General features: G+C 55.1%; 26 protein-coding genes. 20 read left to right on the top strand and 6 right to left on the bottom strand.

Translation table 11 applies throughout. The features are described 5' to 3' along the window. Positions 1-2: 2 nt before the first annotated feature. The 13 genes from yceG (at position 3) to ABLV66_RS15555 (ending at position 11,559) form a co-directional block, all read left to right on the top strand. Entirely contained in the window at positions 3-1,025 is a 1,023-nt protein-coding gene (yceG, locus tag ABLV66_RS15615) for a cell division protein YceG (RefSeq protein ID WP_047046881.1), read from the top strand. After that, positions 1,015-1,656, top strand: coding sequence for a dTMP kinase (gene tmk, locus ABLV66_RS15610; RefSeq protein ID WP_348877148.1), 642 nt, complete (start codon positions 1,015-1,017; stop codon positions 1,654-1,656). Before yceG ends, tmk begins: the two co-directional genes overlap by 11 nt. Next, on the top strand, positions 1,653-2,657 hold the full coding sequence (holB, locus tag ABLV66_RS15605) for a DNA polymerase III subunit delta' (protein ID WP_047066461.1): 1,005 nt from the start codon (positions 1,653-1,655) through the stop codon (positions 2,655-2,657). The genes tmk and holB overlap by 4 nt, the downstream gene beginning before the upstream one ends. 10 nt (positions 2,658-2,667) lie before the next feature. Further along, positions 2,668-3,462, top strand: coding sequence for a metal-dependent hydrolase (locus ABLV66_RS15600; RefSeq protein WP_047046875.1), 795 nt, complete (start codon positions 2,668-2,670; stop codon positions 3,460-3,462). Positions 3,463-3,758: 296 nt separating this feature from the next. Then, positions 3,759-5,192, top strand: coding sequence for a PTS glucose transporter subunit IIBC (gene ptsG / locus ABLV66_RS15595; protein WP_045393695.1), 1,434 nt, complete (start codon positions 3,759-3,761; stop codon positions 5,190-5,192). Positions 5,193-5,448: 256 nt separating this feature from the next. Next, positions 5,449-5,805 (top strand): purine nucleoside phosphoramidase, encoded by a 357-nt coding sequence (gene hinT / locus ABLV66_RS15590; protein WP_047046872.1) that lies wholly within the window; start codon positions 5,449-5,451, stop codon positions 5,803-5,805. A 4-nt stretch (positions 5,806-5,809) separates the two neighbouring features. Continuing rightward, positions 5,810-6,184: a YcfL family putative periplasmic lipoprotein gene (locus ABLV66_RS15585; protein WP_045393699.1), complete on the top strand. Its 375-nt coding sequence runs from the start codon at positions 5,810-5,812 to the stop codon at positions 6,182-6,184. A 21-nt stretch (positions 6,185-6,205) separates the two neighbouring features. After that, entirely contained in the window at positions 6,206-6,844 is a 639-nt protein-coding gene (lpoB, locus tag ABLV66_RS15580) for a penicillin-binding protein activator LpoB (RefSeq protein ID WP_161801944.1), read from the top strand. Further along, positions 6,825-7,652: a thiamine kinase gene (thiK, locus tag ABLV66_RS15575; protein ID WP_213797669.1), complete on the top strand. Its 828-nt coding sequence runs from the start codon at positions 6,825-6,827 to the stop codon at positions 7,650-7,652. Before lpoB ends, thiK begins: the two co-directional genes overlap by 20 nt. A gap of 23 nt (positions 7,653-7,675) precedes the next feature. Further along, positions 7,676-8,686 (top strand): beta-N-acetylhexosaminidase, encoded by a 1,011-nt coding sequence (nagZ, locus tag ABLV66_RS15570; protein ID WP_161801943.1) that lies wholly within the window; start codon positions 7,676-7,678, stop codon positions 8,684-8,686. Between the two features lie 36 nt (positions 8,687-8,722). Then, complete coding sequence (ycfP, locus tag ABLV66_RS15565; protein ID WP_348877147.1) at positions 8,723-9,265, top strand: alpha/beta hydrolase YcfP; 543 nt, start codon at positions 8,723-8,725, stop codon at positions 9,263-9,265. 244 nt (positions 9,266-9,509) lie between these two features. Then, entirely contained in the window at positions 9,510-10,814 is a 1,305-nt protein-coding gene (locus ABLV66_RS15560; RefSeq protein WP_015367177.1) for an NAD(P)/FAD-dependent oxidoreductase, read from the top strand. 205 nt (positions 10,815-11,019) lie between these two features. Further along, positions 11,020-11,559 (top strand): glycine zipper 2TM domain-containing protein, encoded by a 540-nt coding sequence (locus ABLV66_RS15555; protein WP_052671546.1) that lies wholly within the window; start codon positions 11,020-11,022, stop codon positions 11,557-11,559. A gap of 56 nt (positions 11,560-11,615) precedes the next feature. Here the strand turns inward: ABLV66_RS15555 and ABLV66_RS15550 are convergent, their stop codons facing one another. The 3 genes from ABLV66_RS15550 to ABLV66_RS15540 form a co-directional block, all read right to left on the bottom strand. Beyond that, positions 11,616-13,805: a TonB-dependent siderophore receptor gene (locus ABLV66_RS15550; protein WP_213797670.1), complete on the bottom strand. Its 2,190-nt coding sequence runs from the start codon at positions 13,803-13,805 to the stop codon at positions 11,616-11,618. 226 nt (positions 13,806-14,031) lie between these two features. Further along, complete coding sequence (locus ABLV66_RS15545; protein ID WP_213797671.1) at positions 14,032-14,667, bottom strand: TetR/AcrR family transcriptional regulator; 636 nt, start codon at positions 14,665-14,667, stop codon at positions 14,032-14,034. Next, a complete protein-coding gene (locus ABLV66_RS15540) occupies positions 14,664-14,783 on the bottom strand; it encodes a hypothetical protein (RefSeq protein WP_161801890.1) in 120 nt (39 codons plus the stop codon). The genes ABLV66_RS15545 and ABLV66_RS15540 overlap by 4 nt, the downstream gene beginning before the upstream one ends. Before the next feature lie 133 nt (positions 14,784-14,916). On the opposite strand from ABLV66_RS15540, the gene bhsA reads away from it, so the two are divergent. Continuing rightward, positions 14,917-15,174: a multiple stress resistance protein BhsA gene (gene bhsA, locus ABLV66_RS15535; RefSeq protein ID WP_045375056.1), complete on the top strand. Its 258-nt coding sequence runs from the start codon at positions 14,917-14,919 to the stop codon at positions 15,172-15,174. A gap of 229 nt (positions 15,175-15,403) precedes the next feature. On the opposite strand, the gene ldtC is transcribed toward bhsA, so the two are convergent. Then, on the bottom strand, positions 15,404-16,363 hold the full coding sequence (ldtC, locus tag ABLV66_RS15530) for a L,D-transpeptidase LdtC (RefSeq protein WP_045393713.1): 960 nt from the start codon (positions 16,361-16,363) through the stop codon (positions 15,404-15,406). Positions 16,364-16,528: 165 nt separating this feature from the next. Then, positions 16,529-19,975 carry a transcription-repair coupling factor gene (gene mfd, locus ABLV66_RS15525; RefSeq protein ID WP_047046853.1) on the bottom strand — a complete coding sequence of 1,149 codons (3,447 nt, stop codon included), beginning with the start codon at positions 19,973-19,975 and terminating at the stop codon, positions 16,529-16,531. 338 nt (positions 19,976-20,313) lie between these two features. Here mfd and lolC point away from each other — a divergent pair, with 338 nt between their 5' ends. From lolC to ABLV66_RS15495, 6 genes are all read left to right on the top strand, one after another. Further along, positions 20,314-21,513: a lipoprotein-releasing ABC transporter permease subunit LolC gene (gene lolC / locus ABLV66_RS15520; protein WP_348877146.1), complete on the top strand. Its 1,200-nt coding sequence runs from the start codon at positions 20,314-20,316 to the stop codon at positions 21,511-21,513. Continuing rightward, a complete protein-coding gene (gene lolD, locus ABLV66_RS15515; RefSeq protein WP_015367168.1) occupies positions 21,506-22,207 on the top strand; it encodes a lipoprotein-releasing ABC transporter ATP-binding protein LolD in 702 nt (233 codons plus the stop codon). The genes lolC and lolD overlap by 8 nt, the downstream gene beginning before the upstream one ends. Continuing rightward, positions 22,207-23,451: a lipoprotein-releasing ABC transporter permease subunit LolE gene (lolE, locus tag ABLV66_RS15510; RefSeq protein ID WP_047066475.1), complete on the top strand. Its 1,245-nt coding sequence runs from the start codon at positions 22,207-22,209 to the stop codon at positions 23,449-23,451. The genes lolD and lolE overlap by 1 nt, the downstream gene beginning before the upstream one ends. Before the next feature lie 105 nt (positions 23,452-23,556). Next, entirely contained in the window at positions 23,557-24,468 is a 912-nt protein-coding gene (gene nagK / locus ABLV66_RS15505) for an N-acetylglucosamine kinase (protein ID WP_049059665.1), read from the top strand. A gap of 14 nt (positions 24,469-24,482) precedes the next feature. After that, a complete protein-coding gene (gene cobB, locus ABLV66_RS15500; RefSeq protein ID WP_047046845.1) occupies positions 24,483-25,313 on the top strand; it encodes a Sir2 family NAD+-dependent deacetylase in 831 nt (276 codons plus the stop codon). Between the two features lie 107 nt (positions 25,314-25,420). Beyond that, a complete protein-coding gene (locus tag ABLV66_RS15495) occupies positions 25,421-25,744 on the top strand; it encodes a hypothetical protein (protein ID WP_047046842.1) in 324 nt (107 codons plus the stop codon). Positions 25,745-25,816: 72 nt separating this feature from the next. Here the strand turns inward: ABLV66_RS15495 and ABLV66_RS15490 are convergent, their stop codons facing one another. Next, complete coding sequence (locus ABLV66_RS15490) at positions 25,817-26,692, bottom strand: DUF6708 domain-containing protein (protein WP_047046838.1); 876 nt, start codon at positions 26,690-26,692, stop codon at positions 25,817-25,819. Between the last annotated feature and the right edge of the window lie 180 nt (positions 26,693-26,872).

Here is a 26,872-nt window from a genome sequence, read left to right as displayed (position 1 = left end):
TCATGAAGAAAATGTTACGTTTTGTCCTGCTGTTAGTCGTGGTGTTCGGTATTGCCGCAGCGGCAGGTATGTGGAAAGTCCGCCAACTGGCAGATAGTAAGTTGCTTATTAAAGAAGAGACCATCTTTACCCTTGAGCCAGGAACCGGGCGAGTGGTGCTTGGTCAGCAGCTGTATGGCGATAAAATCATTAATCGTCCACGCGTATTCCAGTGGCTGCTGCGCGTCGAACCTGAACTTTCTCATTTCAAAGCGGGTACCTATCGCTTCACACCGCAAATGACGGTGCGCGAGATGCTGCAGCTTTTAGCGAGCGGTAAAGAAGCGCAATTCCCGCTACGGTTTGTTGAAGGGATGCGCGTTAGCGACTATTTGCGTCAGCTGCGCGATGCGCCGTATGTGAAGCACACTTTAGAAGACGACAGTTACGAAACGGTGGCCAAAGCGCTGGGTCTTGAGCACGCCGATTGGGTTGAAGGTTGGTTATGGCCGGATACCTGGATGTACACCGCCAATACCAGCGATATCGCCATTCTTAAACGCGCGCACCAGAAAATGGTCGCTGCGGTAGCGAAAGCCTGGGAAGGGCGGGCGGATAATCTACCGTATAAAGATCAAAACCAGTTACTGACCATGGCCTCTATCGTTGAGAAAGAGACCGCGGTTCCTGCCGAGCGCGATCGCGTGGCGTCGGTCTTTATCAACCGTCTACGCATTGGCATGCGTTTGCAGACCGACCCTACCGTAATTTACGGCATGGGAGAGCGCTATAATGGTAAACTGTCGCGTAAAGATCTGGAGACGCCGACCGCTTATAACACCTATGTGATTAGCGGTATGCCGCCAGGGCCAATCGCCGTGCCGGGCGAAGCGTCTCTCAATGCGGCCGCGCATCCGGCGAAAACGCCGTACCTCTATTTTGTTGCCGACGGAAAAGGCGGCCATACGTTCAATACTAATCTGGCCAGCCATAACCGTTCGGTTCAGGACTATTTAAAAGTACTTAAGGAAAAACATGCGCAGTAACTATATCGTCATCGAAGGCCTGGAAGGGGCGGGGAAAACGACCGCACGCAATCTGGTCGTTGAGACACTCGAACAGCTGGGTATCCGCGATATGGTGTTTACCCGTGAGCCGGGCGGTACCATCCTGGCTGAAAAACTGCGCAGCCTGGTGCTGGATATCCAGTCTACCGGCGATGAAGTCATTAACGATAAAGCGGAAGTGCTGATGTTTTACGCCGCCCGCGTACAGCTGGTCGAAACCGTTATCAAGCCGGCGCTGGCCCGCGGTCAATGGGTCATTGGCGACCGTCACGATCTCTCAACTCAGGCCTACCAGGGCGGCGGACGCGGTATCGATCAGCGAATGCTGGCGACGCTACGCGATGCGGTGCTCGGCGATTTCCGCCCTGATTTAACACTCTATCTTGACGTGATGCCGGAGGTCGGCCTCAAGCGCGCGCGCGCGCGCGGCGATCTGGATCGTATCGAGCAGGAGTCGATGAATTTCTTTAATCGTACCCGCGCGCGCTACCTTGAGCTGGCGGCGCAGGATCCGACTATCCGCACCGTGGATGCGACGCAGCCGCTGGAAGCGGTTGAGCGCGACATTCGCGCGGTTGTCACGCAATGGGTTGCGGAGCAGCGCGCATGAAATGGTATCCGTGGTTACGCCCGTCCTTCGAGCAGCTAGTCGCTGGTTATCAGGCAGGACGGGGTCACCATGCGTTATTACTGCAGGCGTTGCCAGGAATGGGGGGCGATGCGCTTATCTACGCATTATGCCGATTCCTGATGTGCCGTCAGCCGGAGGGGCATAAAAGTTGCGGCCATTGCCATAGCTGTCAGCTTATGCAGGCCGGCACCCATCCTGATTACTACACGCTTGTCCCGGAGAAAGGCAAGAGCGCGCTAGGCATCGATGCGGTGCGCGGCATCACTGAAAAACTCTATGAGCGCGCGCGTCTTGGCGGCGCGAAGGTGGTGTGGATCAACGATGCGACGTTGTTAACCGATGCTGCCGCGAATGCTTTGCTGAAGACGCTGGAAGAGCCGCCGGAAAACACCTGGTTTTTCCTGGCCTGTCAGGAGCCGGCGCGTCTACTCGCCACCTTGCGTAGCCGGTGCTTCTCATATCACCTTGCTCCGCCTTCTGAAGCCTGGGCATTAGGGTGGTTAGAGCGCGAAGTGACAATGTCACAAGATGCTTTACTGGCAGCGCTGCGCCTCAGCGCTAACGCACCCGCGGCAGCGCTGGCGTTACTGCAAGAAGCCAACTGGGCGCCGCGACAACAGCTTTGCCAGGCGCTAGCGAGCGCGTTAACCAGCGGCGACTGGCTGTCATTATTACCGGTTCTGAATCACGAACAGGCTCCGGTGCGCCTGCACTGGCTGGCATCGCTGCTGTTGGATGCGCAAAAAAGGCAGCAGGGCATTTCGCTTCTGAGTAATCCGGATGCCTGGACGCTGGTTAACCAGCTGGCGCAAACACTTTCGGGCCCACGTCTTGAGGCTATCACGCGCGATGTTAGCGCCTGTCGCGAACAGTTGCTGAGCGTGGTCGGCGTCAATCGCGAACTGCTGCTCACCGAGCGCCTTCTGCGCTGGGAACATTACCTGCAACCCGGGGCGGTTCTGCCCGTCTCGCATCTCTGAGAATAAGAATATGTTTTTAGTCGATTCCCACTGCCATCTTGATGGCCTGGATTATCAAACGTTGCATAAAGACGTCGATGATGTTCTGGCGAAAGCCGCCGCGCGTGATGTCAGGTTTTTCCTGGCGGTCGCCACGACGCTGCCGGGATACCGCGGGATGCGTGAATTAATCGGCCAGCGCGATGACGTTGTCTTTTCTTGCGGCGTGCATCCCCTGAACCAGGATGAAGCGTATGACTATGAGGAGCTGCGTACGCTGGCGGCGGAAGAGGGCGTAGTGGCGATGGGGGAAACCGGGCTCGATTACTTCTATACCCCGGAAACCAAACTGCGCCAGCAGGAGTCTTTCCGTCAGCATATTCGCATTGGCCGCGAATTAAATAAACCGGTGATTGTGCATACCCGTGATGCGCGCGCCGACACGCTGGCAATTTTGCAGGAAGAAAACGTGACGGATTGCGGTGGCGTACTACACTGTTTCACAGAGGATAGAGAGACCGCGGGTAAACTGCTCGATATGGGGTTCTATATTTCGTTTTCCGGTATCGTCACGTTCCGTAATGCCGAACAGCTGCGAGATGCAGCGCGTTATGTGCCGCTCGATCGCCTGCTGGTAGAGACCGACTCGCCCTATCTGGCGCCGGTACCGCATCGCGGTAAAGAGAATCAGCCGGCGATGGTGCGTGATGTCGCCGAATACATGGCGGTCTTGAAGGGCGTGTCGCTGGAGCAACTTGCGCAACAAACCACCGAAAACTTTGCCAGCTTGTTCCACATCGACCCTGCCAGACTGCAACCTGCCTGATCTTTCTATTATTTTAAGGCTCGTAATTAATACTCAAAGCGAGTAAAGTTCACCGCCGCGACAGAGGCGGTGAACGCATTTCTGCAACATACAGATACACATTATGTAAATCAGTGTAAATTTTTATATGTTGACTGAATGAAACGTGATAGCCGTCAAACAATCTCCGCGTTAATTATTTTACTCTGTGTAATAAATAAAGGGCGCTTAGATGTCCTGTCCACGGCACGGTTCTCCCCCCGGGCCAATGCGTGAAAACGTAAAAAAGTACCAAATACTCAGGAGCACTCTCAATTATGTTTAAGAATGCATTTGCTAACCTGCAGAAGGTCGGTAAATCGCTGATGCTGCCAGTATCCGTACTGCCTATCGCAGGTATTCTGCTGGGCGTCGGTTCTGCCAACTTCAGCTGGCTGCCTGCCGTGGTTTCCCACGTCATGGCAGAAGCAGGCGGTTCAGTTTTCGCCAATATGCCGCTGATCTTCGCAATCGGTGTTGCGCTTGGCTTCACCAATAACGACGGTGTATCCGCACTGGCTGCAGTCGTAGCTTACGGCATCATGGTGAAAACCATGGCGGTAGTCGCGCCGCTGGTTCTGCATTTACCTGCTGAGGAAATCGCAGCGAAACACCTGGCTGATACCGGCGTGCTTGGCGGTATTATTTCCGGTGCGATTGCAGCCTACATGTTCAACCGCTTCTACCGTATCAAGCTGCCTGAATATCTCGGCTTCTTCGCGGGCAAGCGCTTTGTGCCGATTATCTCTGGTCTCGCCGCTATCTTCACCGGCGTGATCCTGTCCTTCATCTGGCCGCCGATCGGTTCCGCCATCCAGACCTTCTCTCAATGGGCGGCTTACCAGAACCCGGTTGTGGCGTTCGGTATCTACGGCTTCATTGAGCGCTGCCTGGTACCGTTTGGTCTGCACCATATCTGGAACGTACCTTTCCAGATGCAGATTGGTGAATACACCAACGCTGCAGGTCAGGTGTTCCACGGCGACATCCCGCGTTACATGGCCGGCGACCCGACTGCGGGTAAACTGTCTGGCGGCTTCCTGTTCAAAATGTACGGCCTGCCGGCTGCAGCTATCGCGATTTGGCACTCTGCTAAACCAGAGAACCGCGCCAAAGTCGGTGGTATCATGATCTCCGCTGCGCTGACCTCGTTCCTGACTGGTATTACCGAGCCGATCGAGTTCTCCTTCATGTTCGTTGCGCCGATCCTGTATATCATTCACGCGATTCTTGCAGGCCTGGCATTCCCGATCTGTATCCTGCTGGGTATGCGTGACGGTACTTCATTCTCTCACGGTCTGATCGACTTTATCGTTCTGTCCGGCAACAGCAGCAAGCTGTGGCTGTTCCCGATTGTCGGTATTTGCTACGCGATCGTGTACTACGTAGTCTTCCGTGTGCTGATTAAAGCGCTTGACCTGAAAACTCCGGGTCGTGAAGATGCCACTGAAGACAGCAAAGGCGCCGCTACCAGTGAAATGGCCCCAGCTCTGATTGCTGCTTTCGGCGGTAAAGAGAACATCACTAACCTCGACGCATGTATTACTCGTCTGCGCGTGAGCGTGGCTGACGTAGCGAAAGTTGATCAGGCTGGTCTGAAAAAACTGGGTGCTGCTGGCGTAGTTGTTGCAGGTTCTGGCGTTCAGGCCATTTTCGGTACCAAGTCCGATAACCTGAAAACCGAAATGGATGAATACATCCGCAACAGCTAAGACGTAGTGTGGGGAGACTAAGGCAGCCAAATGGCTGCCTTTTTTACGTCGGTATTCTGCTCATTGTTGGCAATGGCAGGAAAATGGGGAGAAATGCTTATTCCCTCAGCAGCTAAGTCTATAGTTGAATAAGAAAAACTGCATTCAGGTTGAAAGAGAGGGAGGAAGTCGCTCATACTCTTAGCTGATCCTGTGCATTCGTGTTTATCTGCAGAGGCAGGCCGGAGCACGGTATAAAACTAATAAGGAATCAGTCATGGCAGAAGAAACGATTTTCAGCAAAATCATTCGCCGGGAAATCCCGTCGGATATTGTTTATCAGGATGAGCTGGTCACCGCTTTTCGCGATATCTCTCCGCAGGCGCCGACTCATATTCTGATTATCCCGAATATCCTGATTCCGACCGTGAACGACGTTACGAGCGAGCACGAACTGGCGCTGGGCCGTATGATGACCGTCGCGGCCAGGATTGCCCGTGATGAAGGCCTGGCTGATGACGGCTACCGCCTTATCGTTAACTGCAACCGCCACGGCGGCCAGGAAGTCTACCATATTCATATGCACCTGCTGGGCGGACGTCCGTTAGGCCCGATGCTGGCGCATAAAGGCTAAACCGATGCGCGCTGCTTATTCAGGCGTTTTGATTCTGGCGGCGCTGCTGGCCGGATGTAGTTCGCGCCCGGAAATTCCGGTTGGCGAACAGCAGACTTTGGTGATGGAATCCAGCGTTCTGGCGGCGGGTATCAGCGCCGATCCACCGTCGGTCACCGCCTCGGAAATTCAGGCCACCGCTACCTCAAGATTATTTAACGAACGGCAACAGCCCATTACCGTGCACTACCGTTTTTTCTGGTATGACGCTCATGGGCTGGAGATGCATCCGTTGGAACCTGCGCGAAGCGTGACGGTTCCCGCCCACTCGTCCGTTGTGCTCTACGGCAGTGCAAATATTCTCGGGGCGCACAAAGCCCGCCTTTATCTTTATCTCTAAGAGGTCATCATAATGATTAAAATGTGTCGCTATGCGTTAATCACTGCACTGGCGATATTCCTGGCAGGCTGTGTGGGACAACGTAATGAACCTGCGCCAGTCGAGGAGGCCAAGCCGAAGCCGGAACAACCTGCGCAGCCGCAGCCGACGGTGCCTGCCGTGCCGACGGTGCCAACGCAGCCGGGTCCAATCGAACACGGCAGCGAGCAGCCTTCACAGCCCTCTCAGCCTGCGCCGCGCGTGCGCCACTACAACTGGGACGGCGCTGTGCAACCGATGATCGGCCAGATGCTGCAGGCGGGCGGCGTGAACGCGGGCAGTATTCTGCTGGTGGATAGCGTCAATAACCGTACCAACGGATCGCTGAACGCGTCTGAAGCGACCTCCGCGCTGCGCAATGCGCTGGCGGGCAACGGCAAGTTTACGCTGGTCTCCCCGCAGCAGCTCTCCGTAGCGAAACAACAATTAGGCCTTTCGCCGCAGGATAGTCTCGGCAGCCGCAGCAAAGCGATGGGAATTGCGCGCACCGTTGGCGCTCAGTACGTGCTGTACTCGAATGCCACCGGTAACGTCAACTCGCCGGAGCTGAAAATGCAACTGATGCTGGTGCAGTCCGGCGAGATTATCTGGTCAGGCAAAGGTGCGGTTCAGCAACAATAAGCTTACGCGCGACGAGCTCTTGTCGCGCTTTTTCCCCCGCTATTCACCTGTCGCCGCGCTGACTGAAAATGGTCTTAGCGGCGGCAGCTGTATTATCAGCGATGGCGTCCGCCGGCTGGTGCTGCGCCAGCCGCACGATCCGCAGGCGCCGCTCAGCCATTTTTTACGCCAGTACCGCGCGCTTCAGCGCCTCCCCGCGACGCTGTCGCCGGCACCGGTATTCTTTTCGCCGTGCTGGATGGTGGTGGAGTATTGCGCAGGGGAGGTGAAAAGCGCGCTGCCGGAGTGCCCTTCACTTACCGGCTTATTGTATCATCTGCATCAACAGCCGCGTTTTGGCTGGCGTGTCGAGCTGGCGCCATTACTTGAATTGTACTGGCAGCAGTGCGATCCGGCCCGGCGTACGATTTTGTGGTTACGCTGGCAGAAACGGTTATTACGCCGGCGAGAACCACAGCCGTTGCGTTTGGCGCCTCTGCATATGGACGTCCACGCCGGCAATATCATTCACCGCGACGACGGCCTGCGCTTGATTGACTGGGAGTATGCCGGAGACGGCGATATCGCGCTTGAACTGGCAGCGGTATGGTGCGATGCCCCTACGCGTTGCCAGCTGCTTAAAGACTATTCACGGCTCGCGCAGCTTGATGAGCGACAGCTGCGGCGGCAAATACAACGCTGGCGACCGTGGGTGCTCATGCTGATGGCGGGATGGTATGAACGGCGCTGGCAGCAGAGCGGCGACCGGCAATTTATTACGCTGGCGGATGCGACATGGCGTCAGTTAGAAACAGAAAACAAAGGATAAGAGAGGTCTGTGTGGGTCCGGTAATGTTGGATGTCGAAGGTTTTGAACTGGATGCGGAAGAGCGTGAGATTCTGGCTCATCCTTTGGTTGGCGGCTTAATTTTGTTTACCCGCAACTACCACGATCCGGCGCAATTGCGTGAACTGGTACGCCAAATCCGCGCGGCCTCGCGGAATCATCTCGTGGTGGCGGTTGATCAAGAAGGCGGGCGCGTGCAGCGTTTCCGCGAAGGTTTTACTCGCCTGCCCGCCGCGCAGTCTTTTGCGGCGCTGTTGGGGATGGAAGAGGGCGGTAAGCTTGCCGTAGAAGCCGGTTGGCTGATGGCCAGTGAAATGATCGCTATGGATATTGATATCAGCTTTGCGCCGGTGCTGGATGTCGGCCATATCAGCGCCGCGATCGGCGAACGCTCCTGGCATGAAGACCCGCAAAAGGCGCTGGCGATGGCTCGCCATTTCATTGACGGTATGCATGCTGCGGGCATGAAAACCACCGGTAAACACTTCCCTGGCCACGGCGCGGTGACGGCGGATTCACACAAAGAGACGCCGATTGATCCGCGTCCGGCGGCGGAAATTCGCGCCAAAGATATGGCGGTGTTCAAAAGTCTGATCGATGAACAACGGCTGGATGCGATTATGCCGGCGCACGTGATTTATCCTGATATCGATCCGCGTCCGGCCAGTGGTTCCGAATACTGGCTGAAGACGGTGTTGCGCGGCGAGCTGGGCTTTGACGGCGTCATCTTCTCTGACGATCTGTCGATGGAGGGAGCGGCGATCATGGGCAGCTATGCTGAACGTGGGCAGGCATCGCTCGATGCCGGTTGCGATATGATCCTGGTCTGCAATAATCGTAAAGGCGCGGTGAGCGTATTGGATAACCTGTCCCCGATCAAAGCAGAGCGTGTTACAAAATTGTATCATAAAGGTTCATTTACCCGTCAGGAACTGCGAGATTCCGCGCGTTGGCAGACGGTCAACGCACAGCTGGAGGCGCTCCATGCGCGCTGGCAAGAAGCGAAGTCTGCGTAATTAACCTGAAGGGCGTTGTTGTCTGGTGAGGATACGATGATTATCTATTTACACGGTTTTGACTCTAACAGCCCCGGTAACCATGAAAAGGTGCTGCAGCTGCAGTTTATCGACCCTGACGTACGGTTGATTAGCTACAGTACGCTCCATCCAAAACATGATATGCAGCATTTGTTGAAGGAAGTCGACAAAATGCTGCAGCTCACTGCCGACGATCGGCCGCTGATATGCGGTGTCGGGTTAGGTGGCTACTGGGCGGAAAGGATTGGTTTTCTCTGTGATATTCGCCAGGCCGTGTTCAACCCGAATCTGTTCCCTCACGAGAACATGGAAGGGAAAATCGACAGGCCGGAAGAGTATCAGGATATCACCACCAAGTGCGTGAACAACTTCCGTGAAAAAAATCGCGACCGCTGCCTGGTGGTGCTATCACGCCATGATGAGGCGCTGGATAGCCAACGCTCGGCTGACTTGCTGCATCATTATTACGAAATCATTTGGGATGAAGAACAGACGCATAAATTTAAAAGTCTTTCGCCGCACCTGCAGCGAATAAAGGCTTTTAAGACCCTCGGTTAATCCTGTTTTCACTTATTCAGCCCGCGGCGTGCAAACGCCGCGGGCTTTTTCTTGTCCATAATTGACGTTGTTCGTTTAAAAAATATGCGGTAAAACTTGATGCACATCAATTTTGGTATGACCAATGTTCCGTTCATGCTATTCTCGGTGCTGCTGAATGGTTTCATCGCTGCAACCTATTGTTAACTAAGAGCTATTTGGATAACTTTTAATTAACAATTGGTTAATAATTTTAGGGGGTCTTGTGACTACGCCATTGAAAAGAATCGTTATTGTAGGTGGTGGTGCCGGCGGACTGGAACTGGCTACTCAGTTGGGTAGAAAGCTGGGCCGCAACAAAAAAGCGAAAATTACGCTGGTGGACCGCAACCATAGCCACCTGTGGAAGCCGTTGCTGCACGAAGTGGCGACCGGTTCTCTGGATGAAGGCGTTGACGCGCTGAGCTATCTGGCGCACGCGCGCAACCACGGTTTCCAGTTCCAGCTAGGCTCGGTGGTGGATATCAATCGCGAAGGGAAAACCATTACCCTCGCGGAACTGCGTAACGAGAAAGGCGAGCTGTTGGTTGCCGAGCGTAAGCTGCCGTACGACACGCTGGTGATGGCGCTGGGCAGCACCTCCAATGACTTTAATACTCCTGGGGTGAAGGAAAACTGCATTTTCCTTGATAACCCGCACCAGGCGCGCCGTTTCCATCAGGAAATGCTTAACCTGTTCCTCAAGTATTCTGCAAACCTCGGCGCGAACGGTAAGGTCAATATCGCTATCGTCGGCGGAGGGGCCACCGGGGTTGAGCTGTCCGCTGAGCTACATAATGCGGTGAAACAGCTGCATAGCTATGGCTATAAAGGATTGACCAACGAAGCGCTGAACGTGACGCTGGTCGAAGCCGGCGAACGTATTCTTCCGGCGCTGCCGCCGCGTATTTCCGGCGCCGCGCACAATGAGCTGACCAAACTTGGCGTTCGTGTCCTGACCCAGACTATGGTGACCAGCGCAGACGTTAACGGCCTGCATACTAAAGACGGGCAGTTTATTGATGCCGACCTGATGGTGTGGGCAGCGGGCATCAAAGCGCCTGATTTTATGAAAGAGATTGGCGGCCTGGAGACCAACCGCATTAACCAACTGGTGGTTGAGCCAACGCTGCAGACCACCCGTGATCCGGATATTTACGCTATCGGCGATTGCGCCTCCTGCGCTCGTCCGGAAGGCGGCTTTGTACCTCCACGCGCCCAGGCGGCGCACCAGATGGCAACCTGCGCGCTGAATAACATTCTGGCGCAGATGAAAGGCAAAGCGCTGAAACCGTATGTCTACAAAGATCACGGTTCACTGGTGTCGCTGTCGAACTACTCCACCGTTGGCAGCCTGATGGGCAACCTGATGCGCGGCTCGATGATGGTTGAAGGGCGAATTGCGCGCTTCGTGTATATCTCGCTGTATCGCATGCATCAGATTGCGTTACACGGCTATTTCAAAACCGGCCTGATGATGCTGGTGGGGCGTATTAACCGTATTATTCGTCCGCGTCTCAAGCTGCACTAAGCGGCAAGTAATCAGGATAGCGTCATCGCGACGCTATCCTGAAAACACAGCATATCCTTCTGCCTGAATCGCAACTTCCCGTTAGGAATCCTCTGAATCCCCTTGATTTGCCGTAGGTTCCCGCATTTTTCATCCGCTTTCTGATTTGCATACCCCCTGAGCAGAACGCAGAATTGCTAGTAACAGCAATGAAGGAGGAACTCCCGTGAATAAATCAATGTTGGCGGGTATTGGGATTGGCGTTGCCGCCGCGTTGGGCGTCGCCGCCGTTGCCGGTCTCAATGTATTAGATCGTGGCCCGCAATATGCGCAAGTGGTGTCCAGTACGCCAATAAAAGAAAGCATAAAAACGCCGCGTCAGGAGTGCCGTAACGTCACCGTTACCCATCGTCGCCCGGTTCAGGATGAAAACCGTATTGCCGGTTCCGTTCTCGGCGCGGTCGCCGGCGGCGTGATTGGCCATCAGTTTGGCGGCGGTCGCGGTCGTAGCGTGGCAACCGTCGTCGGCGCGCTGGGCGGCGGCTATGCTGGTAACCAAATTCAGGGCTCGATGCAGGAAAACGACACCTATACCACCACCCAGCAGCGCTGTAAGACGGTCTACGACAAGTCGGAAAAAATGCTTGGTTATGACGTCACCTATAAAATCGGCGACCAGCAGGGCAAGATTCGCATGGATCATCAACCGGGGGCGCAAATACCTCTCGATAGCAACGGTCAGCTGATTCTGAATAACAAAGCGTAAAATAGCAGTTTTAAGCGATTAGCCCCTCAATCACTCAGGCTGAGGGGCTTTTTTTATCAGAACGTTAACGCGTAGTTCAGGCCGAAGGTCCGGCCGCGTCCTTTATATTCGTACAGCCCGGCGCTGCCATAGGTTGGGCTATACAACAGCGGCGCACGCTGTCCCCAGATGGTGACGTAATCTTCGTTCAGCAAGTTTTCGATGCTAAAGGTCAGTTTACCCACCGGGAGCAGATAGCTACCGATAAAATCGACGGTGTTGTACCCATCAAGCTTATTGCCACTGGCGTCGCTTAAATCAAATACCTGCTGGCTCTGCACACGCAGCGACCACGGGTCCGGCGCCCAGCCGACCCAGGCGGTGGCTTTCGACGGCGAGGCCAGGGTGACGTCCCACTTCTGCCAACTGCCATCGGTTTTAACTTGCGATTTCAGCACGTTGAAGTTAGCGCCCAGACTCCAGTCGCTATCAGGCACGAAGAAGTCCACCGCGCCTTCCACGCCGTAAATGCGACGTTTATCCGATTGCACATCAATGGTCATGTCGCTGCGGTTAACTACGATGGTTTTGTCTGATGTCGAGTAATAAGCGGCAAGCTGCGTGCGCAGGTTGTCGCCGGTGTAGCGCCAGCCCAGTTCCCAGGAGTTAACTTTGATCCCCTGTAGCGGCGAGTCGCCGACGTTAACGCTCGAGACCAGCGGCAGATGGCCGTTGACCGCGGCGCCGTAGCTGCCGATACCGTAATATTTGCCCGGATCCGGTAGTTCGACGCCCTGAGAGAAGTTAAACCAGGTCTGCTGGCGTTCGGTAATGTGGGCGACGATCCCGGCATTAAAGAGGAAGTTATCATAATCGGTCTTACCGCCAGGAATGGCATCCGCCGACTGATATTTGCCTTTAGCGACATCCTGCTGCTGCGCGTAGCCGACAAAATCATCGACGCGGTTTTCCGTCCATTGATAGCGCACGCCGCCGCTAAGGGTGAAGATGTCGTTCAGGTCGTAACTGCTTTGCAGGAACGGCGCAAGATTGGTGATGCTGTAGCCAGGATAACGGCCGGTGGTATAGGCAGACTGATTATTCAGGCCGCCGGAAGCCATCGCCTTATCCAGGTCGAAGAACATCTGGTTGGAATTAAAGGTTTCATGGTCGGCGTCAACGCCCCAGGTCAGATCCCATCCCGTTAGCGGCTGGCTGTTGAAGGTGATCTTAGCGCCGTACTGATCGGTATCCTGCTGTGAGGCGGAAAAACTGCTGATTTTACCTTTGCTCAAGGCCGGGAAGGGGTAGAAGGTCAGCGACTCATCGCGGTAGTAAATCTGGCTGACCAGATTCTGGCCGAGGAAGTCGGCGTCGGAATATTGCAGGCTGATCAAATGACGCTCGGTGCCGGGCACGCGATCGGAGTTAAGCCCGTTAGAGGTCCAGGCTTTACTTTCGCCAAGCACCGCCGACATATCTTTGCCCAGATTCAGACCATAATCATCGCCCTGGCTTTTATAGTACTGCGTGACCAGCTGGAGCTGGCGCTGGTCATCGATTTCTATGGTTCCGGTGCCCATCACGTCGAGTCGGTCCGAATGTTGTAAGCCGGTTTGCGTATTATCGAGGATCAGCGCGTCATTGTTGGCGTCATACCAGCCGCCGAAGCGTTGATACGCCACTGATAGACGGCCGGAAGCATGATCGGTACCGCCACTGATGGCCGCCGCCACCCGTTCATCATGATCGTTGCTATTGGCAAAGCCGGTTTTACCACCCAGCTCCAGATCCACCTGGCGTTCCTGCTGGCCCTTTTTCGTGACGATATTAATCAGACCGCCGGTACTGCCGCCGCCGTATAACGATGTGGCGCCGGAAATAACTTCAATATGTTCGATGTTAAACGGATCGATGGCATCAAGCTGGCGGCTATCGGTGCGCGATGAATTGAGGCGCACGCCGTCGATCAGTACCACGATGGCGCGTCCGCGCATGTTCATGCCGTAGTTGGTACGCCCCTGGCTGCTGACATCTATCCCGGGGATCAACTGCGCGAGGACGTCTTTAAACTCTTTACCACCCTGAACCTGTTGCTCAATTTCCTGGCCTTCAATCACCCAGGTGGTTTGCGCCATCTCGGCGACGGTACGGTGGTTACGGTTGGCGCTGACGATGATATCGTCTTCATCGGCGGCCTGCGCGGCAAAGGTAGGCAGGGCGGTGGCCAGCAGCAGGGGATTGAGCAGCCAGAGGCGCTTGTTCATTCGCATTCCTTGATATGAGTTAGTCATTACTGTTGTTATTTTTTTCAGCCACAGGCGCGGCTGTTACAGCGTGAAACATATAGAAAGACAAATGCGAATTTTGCACATATTGATTATCGTTATCAATATCATTTACAACAAATCAACATAATGAAAATATTGAGAAAAGTAAGGGTATTTAGCAGAAGGGGGAAAAAACCGGCGAGCGAGGGCCGCCGGTAGGGGATTAAGGTTGCAGGATTTGCGGCCACAGGCGCAGCGTAGTGTCGCTAATTTGTTTCAGGGTGGCGAAATCAGCGCCTTCGCGCGCGCTGATTGACATTCCTTGCAGCACGCAGTTTAAAAACTGCGCCAACTGCAAGACATTGCCCTGCGCAGGGAGTTCGCCGCGCTGCTGGCGCTGCTGTAAAAATTGCGTCAACGTTTGTTCCTGCACCGCGTGCCGCGACTTAATAGTGTTGGCGATATCGGTTGAAGAGGCGGCCAGCGCCGCGGAGGTGTTAATCATAAAACAACCTGCCGGGGTTTCTTTGCTGGTAAAGCAGGTAGCGACAGCGGTGAAATAGTCGCGCAGCGCCTGATCGACGGTTTTTTGGTCATCGAATAGCAGGGCTTCATGTTTCGCGGCAAAGCGGGAGATGTAGCGATCCAGCACCGCGCGGAATAAGCCTTCTTTGTTCACGAACTCGGCGTACAGCGTCGGGGCTTTCGCGCCGGTCGCTTCGACGAGATCGGCAAGCGAAGTTGCTTCATAGCCGTGCTGCCAGAAAAGTGTCATGGCCTTGTCCAGCGCCGCGTCCCTGTCGAACACTTTAGGTCGGCCACGGCTTTTTTTTACGCAACTTTGAACGTCAGTTGTCATGATGCCGTTGTACCTATGTTGGGTTGTTGAACGGCCATTATAAAAATAAACGTGTCATGCTGCCAGCGGCAGAAGTCCAAAAATAAATAATTCATATATGTATGAAAATTAAGCATTTTATAAATAGTTAAATGATCGTTATAAAAATGAGTTGACCTGTGACATGGATCACATTATCATTTACCTATCGATCGTTAAGTTAATTCTTACGACCCTACTATAAAAATCATCTGCATAGGTATAATAATCATGAAAAACGTCCAAAAACTGGCACTTGCTGCCGTACTGAGCTCACTCTCATTTGCAAGTTTCGCCGCTGTTGAGGTGCAATCCACCCCAGCAGGCCAACATAAAATCGGTACCGTTTCCGCATCCGCCGGCACCAATCTGGGTTCGCTCGAAGATCAGCTGGCGCAGAAAGCCGACGAAATGGGGGCGACCTCTTACCGCATTACTTCGGTAACCGGTCCTAATACCCTGCACGGTACCGCAGTTATCTATAAATAAATGTTGTAACCCCTGTCATGCCACTGACAAAACGCGTTCCTGACCCCCTTCAGCAGAACGCGTGTAGTAAGCAGTAAACGTAGTTCCCTTTGTTATGCCACTCTCGCGACGCGGTCCACACCCCTTCATGGGACCGCGCCCCGCGAAACCTCGTCAGCGAAGCTGGCGATTGCCACAAAAAAACCCGCCGTGCCTGGCGGGTTTTTACTTTCTGCAATTCGCAAATGTATTACAAGGCTTGCTCGGCGGAAAGCTGGTGGTGGGTCACATCGACCGGCATTCCGGAACGCAGCGCCATCGCGCTTTCCATTACCTGCTGATTGGTCTGCGGCGCCTGCTTAAAGTTTTTCATGCTGGCGTTCAGGACGATTGGCAGCGTTTGCGGATCGTCATTGATATGTTCGGAGAGCGGCTGGTGGACTTCCACCAGACGGGTACCGTTTGGCTCTACCGAAACTTTGATAGGTTCGTTGATGATATTCACCCTGGTGCCCGGCGTGATTTTGTTATACAGAGACTTTATATCAGCATCGCGCAGGCGGATACAGCCTGAACTGACGCGCATCCCGATGCCAAAATCGGCGTTGGTGCCGTGCAGTAGATAGACACCGCCGTAGGCTGCAAGACGAATCGCGTGATGTCCCATCGGGTTATTCGGCCCGGCCGGAACCACTGCCGGCAAATCGATCCCCATCGCTTTATAACGCGCACGAATGTTGGCGGTTGGCGTCCAGGTCGGGTTGGCGCGCTTATCGGAAACGGTAGTGACCATCGTCGGAGTCAGGGTATCGCCGCCAAGCTGGCCGATACCGATCGGGTAAACGGTCACGCTATTCTGTCCCGGTGGATAATAGTACAGACGCAGCTCGGCGATATTGAGCACCAGACCTTCACGGGGGGCGTCAGGCAGCAGTGTCTGCAGCGGGATGGTCAGCACGCTCCCGGCGCGCGGCACATAAGGATCGACACCGGGATTAGCCTGCAGCAGCGCGAGAAAACCAACGTTGTATTTTTTGGCAATCGCTTCCAGCGACCCGCCGTTATCCTGCACTACATGAAACTGATTCTGCCCGACCAGTCGGCTACCGCTCGGCGGTAACGGCCAGGTATTGGCGCGGGCGGGAAGGGCCAGCGTCGCCGCGAGAGCGAATGCCGTCAGCCAGGTTGAAACACGCGAGATATTTATCATTACCATAATTCCACAATAAACAAACGGTTATTTTTATAAGATAATCAATGTCAATTATGGCGCGGGAGAGTGTTGGGAAATCCAGGTGGATTGCAAAATGTTTGTAAAGTTTGCTAACTGTGACAGGTAAAGAGATGCGGTTTTGACAACCGCATCTCTTCGTTCTCAAGCGGTAGCGTTTTCTTCCAGCTGACGCATAAACTGGCGTACCCAGTCCATGCGCGTTTTACGCTCATCAAGCTCCTGGAAGAATTTGAGCCGTGTCGGCCCATCCAGCCGGTAATGCTGCGGCTGCTTCTGCAATAGACCGATAAGCCAGACCGGATTAACGTTATTTTTCTCGTTAAACTCGATCACGCCGCCTTTTTCATTGCACTCCAGCTTGCGGATCCCCAGCTTTTGCGCCTGCTGGCGTAGGCGCGTGATATCCAGCAAATTACGCGCCGCATCCGGCAATGTACCAAAGCGATCGATCAGCTCGACTTTGATCTCATCGAGATCGTGTTCGTTTTTGGTGCTGGCGATACGCTTATAGAACGACAGACGGGTGTTAACGTCGGGAATAAAGTCATCCGGCAGCAGCGCCGGCATGCGCAGCTCCACTTCCGTCTGCTGGCTGGTGAGATCTTCCAGCGACGGCTCGCGACCCTCTTTCAGGGCATCGACGGCGTTCTCCAGCAGTTCCATATACAGCGAGAAGCCAATGGTTTCCATCTGTCCGCTCTGACCTTCTCCCAGCAGTTCGCCGGCGCCGCGAATTTCAAGATCGTGGGTCGCGAGGGCAAAACCGGCGCCGAGGTCTTCCAGCGACGCGATAGCTTCCAGGCGTTTCTGCGCGTCGGTAGTCATCGCTTTTGGATGTGGGGTGAGCAGCCAGGCGTAGGCCTGATGGTGCGAACGACCCACGCGGCCGCGCAGCTGGTGCAACTGGGCAAGGCCGAAGTGATCGGCGCGCTCAATGATGATGGTATTGGCGGTCGGGATATCGATGCCGGTTTCAATGATTGTCGTACAGACCAGCACGTTAAAACGCTGGTGATGGAAATCATTCATCACCCGTTCCAGTTCGCGTTCGCGCATCTGGCCGTGACCGATGGCAATTCGCGCCTCCGGTACCAGTTCAGCCAGACGATCCGCCGCTTTCTGAATATTTTCAACATCGTTATACAGATAGTAAACCTGACCGCCGCGCAGGACTTCACGCAGGATCGCCTCGCGAACCACCAGCGCGTCGTATTCACGAACAAAGGTTTTTACCGCCAGACGGCGAGCTGGCGGGGTGGCGATAATGGACAGATCGCGCATTCCGCTCATCGCCATATTCAGCGTACGCGGAATAGGCGTGGCGGTCAGCGTCAGGATATCGACGTCCGCGCGCATCGCCTTGATGCGTTCTTTATGACGCACCCCGAAGCGGTGTTCTTCATCGACGATAAGCAGACCCAGGTCGCGCAGCTTGACTTCATTTTGCAGCAGCTTATGGGTACCGATCAGAATATCGATTTTACCTTCTGCCGCCTGTTCAAGTATCTGCGCCTGCTCTTTGGCGCTGCGGAAACGGGATAGCATCTCAATACGTACCGGCCAGTTGGCGAAGCGGTCGCGGAAGTTATCGTAGTGCTGCTGGGCGAGCAGGGTGGTAGGCACCAGCACGGCCACCTGTTTGTGGTTTTCGACGGCGAGGAAGGCGGCGCGCATCGCCACTTCGGTTTTCCCGAAGCCAACGTCGCCGCAGACCAGGCGGTCCATTGCCAGCGGCTGGCACATATCGCTGAGAACGGCGTTAATTGCCTGCGCCTGATCCGGCGTGGTTTCGAACGGGAAACCGTCGCAGAATAATTGATACTGCTCGCGGTCATGCTTAAAGGCGAAGCCTTCTTTGGCCGCGCGCTGGGCGTAGATATCCAGCAGTTCGGCGGCCACGTCGCGCACTTTCTCCGCCGCTTTTTGCCTTGCCCGCGCCCAGGCGTCGCCGCCCAGTTTGTGTAGCGGCGCATTTTCTTCCGCGCCGCCGGCGTAGCGGCTAATCAAATGCAGTGACGATACCGGGACGTACAGTTTGGCGTCGTTGGCGTAGGTCAGCATCAGATATTCGCCTTTGATGCCTCCGGCTTCGAGGGTGGTCATCCCTGCATAACGACCCACCCCGTGTTCAAGATGCACCACCGGCTGTCCGATATGCAGTTCCGCCAGGTTGCGAATGAGCGTGTCGGGGTTAATGGTACGGCGGGAATCCTGACGGCGGCGGGCGACGCGTTCGCCCAGCAGATCGCTTTCGCAAATCAGCGCCAGATTTGCCTGGCTGTCGATAAATCCGTGCTCGGCGGCGCCGATCATCAGGAAGCGACCATTTCCGGTTGCTTCCTGCAGGCGCAATATATGTTTTGGCGCAACTTTGATGCGTGCCAGCATTTCGCACAGCGCCTCGCGGCGGCCTTCGCTTTCCACTGAGAAAATCACCGGGCCGCTGAAGGATTCAAGGAAGCGACGCAGGTTGTCCAGCGGCGCTTTATTTTGCGCCTGAATCGCCAGCTCGGGCAGGGGTTGATAGCCGAGGTTAGTATGAGCGGCTTTCTCCGCCAGACGTTCAGTTTTTAACTGGACCCGCGGCCATTTTTTCAGCTCGCTAAAAAGCTCGTCGCTGCGCAGCCACAGCTGCTCCGGCGGTAGCAGCGGGCGCATCGGATCGACGCCGCGGTTTTCAAAGCGGGCGCGGGTCTCATTCTGGAAACGCTCGGCGCTGTGCTCCAGATCGCCGGTATTCACAATCAGCGTACTGGGCGGGAAATAGCTAAACAGCGGCGGCAGCGGCTCGTTGAAGAACAGCGGTTGCCAGTATTCGATCCCGGCGGGTAGGGTACCTTTGCTCACCTGCTGGTAGATATGTTCCGGGTCGCGCTTCACGTCAAAGCGATCGCGCCACTGGCTGCGGAACAGTTCGATCGCCGCCTGGTCGGTCGGGAACTCATGCGCCGGCAGCAGATTGATGGCCTCGACTTCTTCCAGAGTACGCTGGCTATCAACATCGAATAACCGCAGGCTGTCTATTTCGTCATCAAAGAAATCGAGGCGATAGGGCTGCTCGCTGCCCATCGGGAAGAGATCGAGCAGGGCGCCGCGGGTCGCGTATTCGCCGTGTTCCATTACCTGATCGACATGGCGGTAACCGGCGCTGTCCAACTGCGTGCGTAGCGCATCGCGCGACAGACGCTGCCCTTTTTTCATTACCAGCGCGTGACCGTGCAGATAATTATGCGGGCAGACCTTCTGCATCAGAGTGCTTACGGGAACGATAAGCACTCCGCGCTGCATGGTCGGCAACTGATATAAAGTCGCAAGGCGCGAAGAGATAATATCCTGATGTGGCGAAAAGCTATCGTAGGGCAGGGTTTCCCAGTCAGCGAGGCCGATCACCATGCTATCGGTAAATTGCCTGATTTCATCATTCAAACGCAGGGCGTTTTGCATGTCGGGCGCAACCAGCACCACCGGGCCATGATGGCGTTCGGCCATTTCGGCTACCAGCGTGGCGCAGGCGGCGCCGGTGAGTTCGCCAAGCTGGCGCTGATCGCCGGCTTTGACCGGCAGAGTATAGCGATATTGTTCAGGCATAACGGTTGTCAGGATCCCTTAGCGCCTATCCCATCAGGCGATTGTTTGTACTGTTTGGCCGCAGTCGGCCAACTCGCTCTACGATGTAGGGGCAAATTGCTGATATTCAATGTCTCTGATTATCCGCAATTGGTCTGATTTCGCCAACCCGATTGGCCTCCTGCGCCATGTTTTCTACAGCGCAAGGCGATTGATAAATATATACACTCTAAATTAACCCTCTGATTTAAAACTATTACTTTGTTATTTTGGCGAAAAAATCTACCGTATCAGCGATTTACGCGTTGGGCTATGCCATATATACTCGAACATCGGCTATCAGCAACCAGATGGATTACATGTACCAACCTGCCGCACTATTTATCGGCCTTCGCTACATGCGCGGGCGCGCAGCCGATCGCTTCGGCCGTTTCGTCTCCTGGCTTTCGACCATCGGCATTACGCTTGGCGTGATGGCGCTGGTGACCGTCCTGTCGGTGATGAACGGTTTTGAGCGTGAGCTGCAAAACAACATCCTGGGGCTGATGCCGCAGGCTATCATTAGCGCCCAGCAGGGCTCTATCAACCCGCAAAAAATGCCGGAAAGCGCCGTTAAGCTGCAGGGCGTGACGCGCGTCGCGCCGCTCACCACCGGTGATGTGGTGCTGCAAAGCGCCCGCAGCGTCGCCGTCGGCGTGATGCTGGGTATCGACCCGGCGCAAAAAGATCCGCTGACGCCTTACCTGGTGAACGTGAAACAAAGCGATCTGCAGGCCGGCAAATATAACGTCATTCTCGGTGAACAGCTGGCCGGCCAGTTGGGGGTTAACCGCGGCGATCAAATTCGCGTGATGGTGCCTTCCGCCAGCCAGTTTACGCCGATGGGCCGTGTCCCGAGCCAGCGTTTGTTTAACGTCATCGGCACCTTTGCCGCCAACAGCGAAGTCGATGGCTATCAAATGCTGACCAACATTGATGACGCCTCCCGCCTGATGCGCTATCCGCTGGGCAATATTACCGGCTGGCGTCTGTGGCTCAGCCAACCGCTGCAGGTTGATACGCTCAGTCAACAGAAGCTGCCCGACGGCACCAAATGGCAGGACTGGCGCGAGCGCAAAGGCGAGCTGTTCCAGGCCGTGCGAATGGAGAAAAATATGATGGGGCTGCTGCTGAGCCTGATCGTCGCCGTCGCCGCTTTCAACATCATTACCTCGCTTGGCATGATGGTGATGGAGAAGCAGGGCGAGGTGGCTATTCTGCAGACCCAGGGGCTGACGCCGCGGCAGATCATGGCCGTCTTTATGGTACAGGGCGCCAGCGCTGGTATTATCGGCGCGCTGCTTGGCGCGCTGCTCGGCGTGCTGTTGGCCAGCCAGCTGAATAATTTGATGCCGATTATCGGTGCGTTTTTGGACGGCGCGGCCCTGCCGGTGGCGATTGAGCCGCTGCAGGTGATTATTATCGCTCTGGTGGCGATGGCGCTGGCCCTGTTGTCTACGTTGTATCCTTCTTGGCGCGCTGCCGCCACCCAACCCGCTGAGGCTTTACGTTATGAATAAGATCCTGCTGCAATGCGACAACCTGTGCAAACGCTATCAGGAAGGCAACGTGCAAACCGATGTGCTGCACGATGTCAGCTTCAGCATTCAAGAGGGTGAAATGATGGCGATTGTCGGCTCTTCAGGTTCCGGCAAAAGTACGCTACTGCACCTGCTTGGCGGGCTGGATACGCCGACCTCTGGCGATGTTATTTTCTCCGGTCAGCCGATGAGCTCGCTTTCTGCGGCGGCTCGCGCCGATCTGCGTAACCGCGAACTCGGGTTTATCTATCAGTTCCACCATCTGCTGCCGGACTTTACCGCGCTGGAAAACGTGGCGATGCCGCTGCTGATTGGCAAGAAAAAAGCGGCGGATATTGAACGCCAGGCGAAAGCGATGCTGCAGGCGGTGGGCCTGGAACACCGTAGCCACCATCGTCCGTCTGAGCTTTCCGGCGGCGAGCGCCAGCGCGTGGCGATTGCTCGGGCGCTGGTGAACAAACCGCGGCTGGTACTGGCGGATGAACCGACCGGCAACCTCGACGCCCGCAACGCCGACAGCATTTTTGAGCTGCTGGGCGAGCTCAACGTGGCGCAGCGTACCGCTTTCCTGGTGGTGACTCATGACCTGCAGCTGGCGAAACGGATGAACCGCCAGCTGGAGATGCGCGATGGCCGCCTGACGGCCGACCTGACCCTGATGGGGGCCCAGTAATGGCTTCACCGTTATCGTTACTGATTGCGCTGCGTTTTAGCCGCGGCAGACGCCGCGGCGGCATGGTTTCGCTGATTTCCGTCATCTCTACTATCGGCATCGCATTAGGCGTGGCGGTACTGATCGTCGGCCTGAGCGCGATGAACGGTTTCGAGCGCGAGCTCAATAATCGCATTCTGGCGGTGGTGCCGCACGGCGAAATCGAGCCGGTTAACCAGCCGTGGAATAACTGGAACGAGGCGCTGACGAAGGTTGAAAAAGTGAAAGGCATCGTCGCCGCTGCGCCCTATATCAACTTTACCGGGTTGGTGGAGAGCGGCAGCAATATGCGCGCCATTCAGGTCAAGGGCGTCGATCCGCAGCAGGAGAGCCGCCTGAGTTCATTACCAAACTTTGTGCAGAACAACGCCTGGGCTAGTTTTAAGGCCGGCGAGCAGCAGGTGATTCTGGGCAAAGGCGTCGCCGATGCGCTGCATGTGAAGCAGGGCGATTGGGTGTCGATCATGATCCCCAATTCAGATTCCGAGCACCAGCTGTTGCAGCCGAAACGCGTCAGGCTACATGTGACCGGGATTCTGCAACTGAGCGGCCAACTGGACCATAGCTTCGCGATGATCCCGATGGCGGACGCCCAGCAGTATCTGGATATGGGCAGCAGCGTGACCGGCATCGCCATTAAAGTCACCGACGTCTTCCACGCCAATACGCTGGTACGCGACGCCGGCGAGGTGACCAACAGCTACGTCTATATCAAGAGCTGGATCGGCACCTACGGCTATATGTACCGTGATATTCAGATGATTCGCGCCATTATGTATCTCGCCATGGTACTGGTTATCGGCGTCGCCTGTTTTAACATCGTCTCGACGCTGGTGATGGCGGTAAAAGATAAAAGCGGCGATATTGCGGTGCTGCGCACGCTTGGCGCGAAAGACGGCTTAATCCGCGCGATTTTCGTATGGTATGGTTTATTGGCCGGTTCGGTCGGGAGCCTGATCGGGGTGGTTATCGGCGTGGTAGCCGCGCTGAAGCTGACATCGATTATCAACGGTATCGAAACGTTGATCGGGCATAAATTCCTTTCCGGCGACATCTATTTTATTGACTTCCTGCCGTCTGAATTGCACTGGCTGGACGTCGTTTATGTGCTGGTGACAGCACTGTTGCTGAGTTTGCTGGCCAGCTGGTATCCCGCCCGCCGCGCCAGTCGTATTGACCCGGCGAGGGTGCTGAGTGGCCAGTAATTTATCGTCGTGGCCCGTCAAACGCCGCATCCCTTAGGCCAGTGCTGTGAAAGCAGATACAGCCCAAAGGATGAGGGGGTGGGGCCAATAAGAGGAATGGCTGAAATGTACTACGGATTTGACATTGGCGGCAGCAAGATAGCGTTGGGCGTATTTGATAACGCCCGACAACTGCAGTGGGAAAAACGCGTCCCCACTCCGACGGAAAGCTATGAGGCTTTCCTGCAGGCGATTGAAGCGCTGGTTCGCGAAGCCGATCGGCGCTTTGGCGTAGAGGGCGCGGTCGGTATCGGTATCCCCGGTATGCCGGAAACCGCGGACGGCAAGCTGTATGCCGCTAACGTTCCCGCCGCCAGCGGCCAACCGCTGCGCGTTGATCTCAGCGCACGCCTGGGGCGTGAAGTTCGTCTTGATAATGACGCCAACTGCTTTGCGTTATCTGAAGCGTGGGATGATGAATTTACCCAATATCCGCTGGTGATGGGGTTAATCCTCGGCACCGGCGTCGGCGGCGGGATCGTGCTTAACGGCAAATCGATAACCGGTCACAGCTACATCACCGGCGAGTTCGGCCATATTCGTCTGCCGGTGGACGCCCTGGAAGTAGTGGGGCGCGATTTTCCGCTAACCCGCTGCGGCTGCGGCCAGCTCGGCTGCATCGAGAACTATCTTTCCGGCCGCGGATTCGCCTGGCTTTATCAGCATTTTTATCATCAATCCTTAACTTCTCCAGAGATCGTCGATCTGTGGCAGCAGGGTGATGCGCAGGCGCGGGAGCACGTCGAACGTTACCTCGATCTACTGGCCGTTTGTCTGGGCAATATCCTCACCATTGTCGATCCGGATCTGCTGGTGTTAGGTGGCGGATTATCTAATTTTACTGCTATAACCGAAGGGCTGGCGCAGCGCCTGCCGCGTCATTTGCTTCCGGTCGCCCGGGTGCCGCGCATTGAGCGCGCGCGTCACGGCGACGCCGGAGGTATGCGCGGTGCGGCCTTCCTTCATTTGACTCATTAATTACAGGGGTAGCTATGCTGTCGCGCCGCTTACATCGCTTAAGCCGTTTCCGCCGTAAAAAACGCCAGTTGCGCGATCGCTTACGGCAACGTGTCTTCTTCGGCGAAGACAAAACGCCGCCGCAGGCAATAGACAAACCGCGGGTGGTGGTGTTAACCGGCGCCGGTATTTCGGCGGAGTCGGGGATTAAAACCTTCCGCGCCGCCGATGGCCTGTGGGAAGAGCACCGGGTGGAAGATGTGGCGACGCCGGAAGGTTTTGCCCGTGACCCAGCGCTGGTGCAGGCGTTTTATAACGCCCGCCGCCGCCAGTTGCAGAGCGCGGAAATCGCGCCCAATGCCGCGCATCTGGCGCTGGCGAGGCTGGAAGAGGCGCTGGGCGATCGTTTTCTGCTGGTGACGCAGAACATCGATAATCTGCACGAGCGCGCGGGTAACCGCCGGGTTATCCATATGCACGGCGAGTTACTGAAAGTACGCTGCTCGTGGAGCGGACAGGTGCTGGAGTGGACCGGCGACGTGACGGCGGATGACAAATGCCACTGCTGCCAGTTCCCGGCGGCGCTGCGCCCGCACGTGGTATGGTTCGGCGAGATGCCGCTGGGCATGGATGAGATCTACAGCGGGCTGGCCGAGGCCGATATCTTTATCGCGATTGGGACTTCCGGGCACGTCTACCCGGCCGCGGGTTTTGTCCATGAAGCTCGTCTGCACGGCGCGCATACCGTCGAGCTTAACCTCGAACCCAGCCAGGTCGGCAGCGAATTCGCTGAGAAACATTACGGGCTGGCAAGCGAAGTGGTGCCCGAGTTCATTGATAAGCTGCTGCAGGAAAACAGATTATAGAAGGAACGTAGTGTAAAAGCGTGCAGAGGCGTTAGTTTAACCACTTCGCCTTGGTACGCTCTTTTTTTTTCGCCATATGGAATGGCTGATGATGACAGGAGTCAAAAATGAACAATCCGCTAGTTGTCGAGACGAGTATGCTGATCGCGGCCGTTGCCGTTGGTGTTATTAGCCAAAATGGCTTGTCCAAACAATCTGATGCAAGAAATATTCTCTTTCTCGTCTGTCTTTTAGTCGGCGTGGCTAGCGCCTTGAGCCTATTATTTGATGGCCTTCTTCTGCTTTTTACTGGCGATTTAGCTACAGGCGGCATGCGAATTATAGGGCCATTCGTGTTACTTATTATTCTGTGGAAACCCGTCAACGTCCTGGTGGGAAAAATCGATGATTTTTTGCAGCGCAAAGAAGCCAACAGCAAGCGCGACCATTAAAACTGGAATGGGAAACACATGAGCGGTCGGAGGCACCCGACCGTCATGAGCGCTTAAGGACACGACTTGCGTTTAACTTTCTGAGGTTGATTCAGCTTGTGCGGAATGAGACCAGACCGTATCCGGAAGTCTTCGCATAATCCAGTACAGCGCCAGAGCGTCTGCTAAAATGAGCGGAACGATGAAAAATGATATCACCCAGAATAATGGGTTGCAGATGGGAAAAATGGTGGTCCAGCGATCGCTCTCATCGGCGCGTGACAACATTCTATTGCTCAGCGTAGTTACGCAATATTTAAAGGAGTAGCGGTGTGTTGGCAAGATATAAACGGGAGAATTAATACCGCGCATATAGTCGTTACACCATTGCCAGGATATGGCATAGTTTAGAATCGTATCTTCAAGGTTAATGGAATAGCGAGAGGCGTTATAAAACAAAGGTATATTATCATCGCTGATGACAACTTTGACCCTTGGGCTAGCTGGTGGGCTGATATGCCAGGTATACCAGGTTCGTGAACTTGCAGAACCGGAACCGTTTCTAAAACTGGGGTGAATAACCTCATGCCAGTTGAAAACTAACGTTTCGACGGGCCATTGAGAAAAAATATTATAGTTGATGCAATGCTTCTGGACATAAATTTTCTGCTCCTGGCGATTTAGTCGAACCATCAACGATTTTGGCTTGATGATGAATAGTCTTACTGCATGTATGCCGCTATATAATAATAAGAGAAGTATAGGCACAAGAAATATAAGCTCCTGGAGATAACCGATCAACGGAGTGAGAATAAACAGGGCTGTCAGAGAAACCAGTACCATAGTAAAAGGCAGCGTGATGCCTAACCATTCACTTCGTGGTATATTCCTGCTGATATCACAGTAAATATCATTAACTTCAGTAACACCGAAGAGTGGTGGGGCTTTAGTTTTTGCGCGGGCCATCATTCCATTTCCTTATGGGGAACCTACGGTGAATCTTTTAAATATTGCTAACGGGTTGTATTGGGGATGTTAAGTAATTCAGGGTATCTCTTTCGTGATTAGCCTCTTTTATTTACCCCAGACGAGACCGGCAGCAAAGCGGCAGTATCGATGCAAAACATCGACGACGGCGAGACAGCTGCA

The organism is Klebsiella sp. CN_Kp073 (assembly GCF_040065495.2).
GTDB lineage: Bacteria > Pseudomonadota > Gammaproteobacteria > Enterobacterales > Enterobacteriaceae > Klebsiella > Klebsiella aerogenes.
This window is presented reverse-complemented; position numbering and strand designations above follow the sequence as displayed.

What these genes read in the sequence shown, in the direction of transcription:
- yceG (WP_047046881.1), top strand. Translation starts at nt 3, where the DNA reads ATGAAGAAAATGTTACGTTTTGTCCTGCTGTTAGTCGTGGTGTTCGGT.
- tmk (WP_348877148.1), top strand. Translation starts at nt 1,015, where the DNA reads ATGCGCAGTAACTATATCGTCATCGAAGGCCTGGAAGGGGCGGGGAAA.
- holB (WP_047066461.1), top strand. Translation starts at nt 1,653, where the DNA reads ATGAAATGGTATCCGTGGTTACGCCCGTCCTTCGAGCAGCTAGTCGCT.
- ABLV66_RS15600 (WP_047046875.1), top strand. Translation starts at nt 2,668, where the DNA reads ATGTTTTTAGTCGATTCCCACTGCCATCTTGATGGCCTGGATTATCAA.
- ptsG (WP_045393695.1), top strand. Translation starts at nt 3,759, where the DNA reads ATGTTTAAGAATGCATTTGCTAACCTGCAGAAGGTCGGTAAATCGCTG.
- hinT (WP_047046872.1), top strand. Translation starts at nt 5,449, where the DNA reads ATGGCAGAAGAAACGATTTTCAGCAAAATCATTCGCCGGGAAATCCCG.
- ABLV66_RS15585 (WP_045393699.1), top strand. Translation starts at nt 5,810, where the DNA reads ATGCGCGCTGCTTATTCAGGCGTTTTGATTCTGGCGGCGCTGCTGGCC.
- lpoB (WP_161801944.1), top strand. Translation starts at nt 6,206, where the DNA reads ATGTGTCGCTATGCGTTAATCACTGCACTGGCGATATTCCTGGCAGGC.
- nagZ (WP_161801943.1), top strand. Translation starts at nt 7,676, where the DNA reads ATGTTGGATGTCGAAGGTTTTGAACTGGATGCGGAAGAGCGTGAGATT.
- ycfP (WP_348877147.1), top strand. Translation starts at nt 8,723, where the DNA reads ATGATTATCTATTTACACGGTTTTGACTCTAACAGCCCCGGTAACCAT.
- ABLV66_RS15550 (WP_213797670.1), bottom strand. Translation starts at nt 13,805, where the DNA reads ATGAACAAGCGCCTCTGGCTGCTCAATCCCCTGCTGCTGGCCACCGCC.
- ABLV66_RS15545 (WP_213797671.1), bottom strand. Translation starts at nt 14,667, where the DNA reads ATGACAACTGACGTTCAAAGTTGCGTAAAAAAAAGCCGTGGCCGACCT.
- ABLV66_RS15540 (WP_161801890.1), bottom strand. Translation starts at nt 14,783, where the DNA reads ATGCTTAATTTTCATACATATATGAATTATTTATTTTTGGACTTCTGC.
- bhsA (WP_045375056.1), top strand. Translation starts at nt 14,917, where the DNA reads ATGAAAAACGTCCAAAAACTGGCACTTGCTGCCGTACTGAGCTCACTC.
- ldtC (WP_045393713.1), bottom strand. Translation starts at nt 16,363, where the DNA reads ATGATAAATATCTCGCGTGTTTCAACCTGGCTGACGGCATTCGCTCTC.
- mfd (WP_047046853.1), bottom strand. Translation starts at nt 19,975, where the DNA reads ATGCCTGAACAATATCGCTATACTCTGCCGGTCAAAGCCGGCGATCAG.
- lolC (WP_348877146.1), top strand. Translation starts at nt 20,314, where the DNA reads ATGTACCAACCTGCCGCACTATTTATCGGCCTTCGCTACATGCGCGGG.
- lolD (WP_015367168.1), top strand. Translation starts at nt 21,506, where the DNA reads ATGAATAAGATCCTGCTGCAATGCGACAACCTGTGCAAACGCTATCAG.
- lolE (WP_047066475.1), top strand. Translation starts at nt 22,207, where the DNA reads ATGGCTTCACCGTTATCGTTACTGATTGCGCTGCGTTTTAGCCGCGGC.
- nagK (WP_049059665.1), top strand. Translation starts at nt 23,557, where the DNA reads ATGTACTACGGATTTGACATTGGCGGCAGCAAGATAGCGTTGGGCGTA.
- cobB (WP_047046845.1), top strand. Translation starts at nt 24,483, where the DNA reads ATGCTGTCGCGCCGCTTACATCGCTTAAGCCGTTTCCGCCGTAAAAAA.
- ABLV66_RS15495 (WP_047046842.1), top strand. Translation starts at nt 25,421, where the DNA reads ATGAACAATCCGCTAGTTGTCGAGACGAGTATGCTGATCGCGGCCGTT.
- ABLV66_RS15490 (WP_047046838.1), bottom strand. Translation starts at nt 26,692, where the DNA reads ATGATGGCCCGCGCAAAAACTAAAGCCCCACCACTCTTCGGTGTTACT.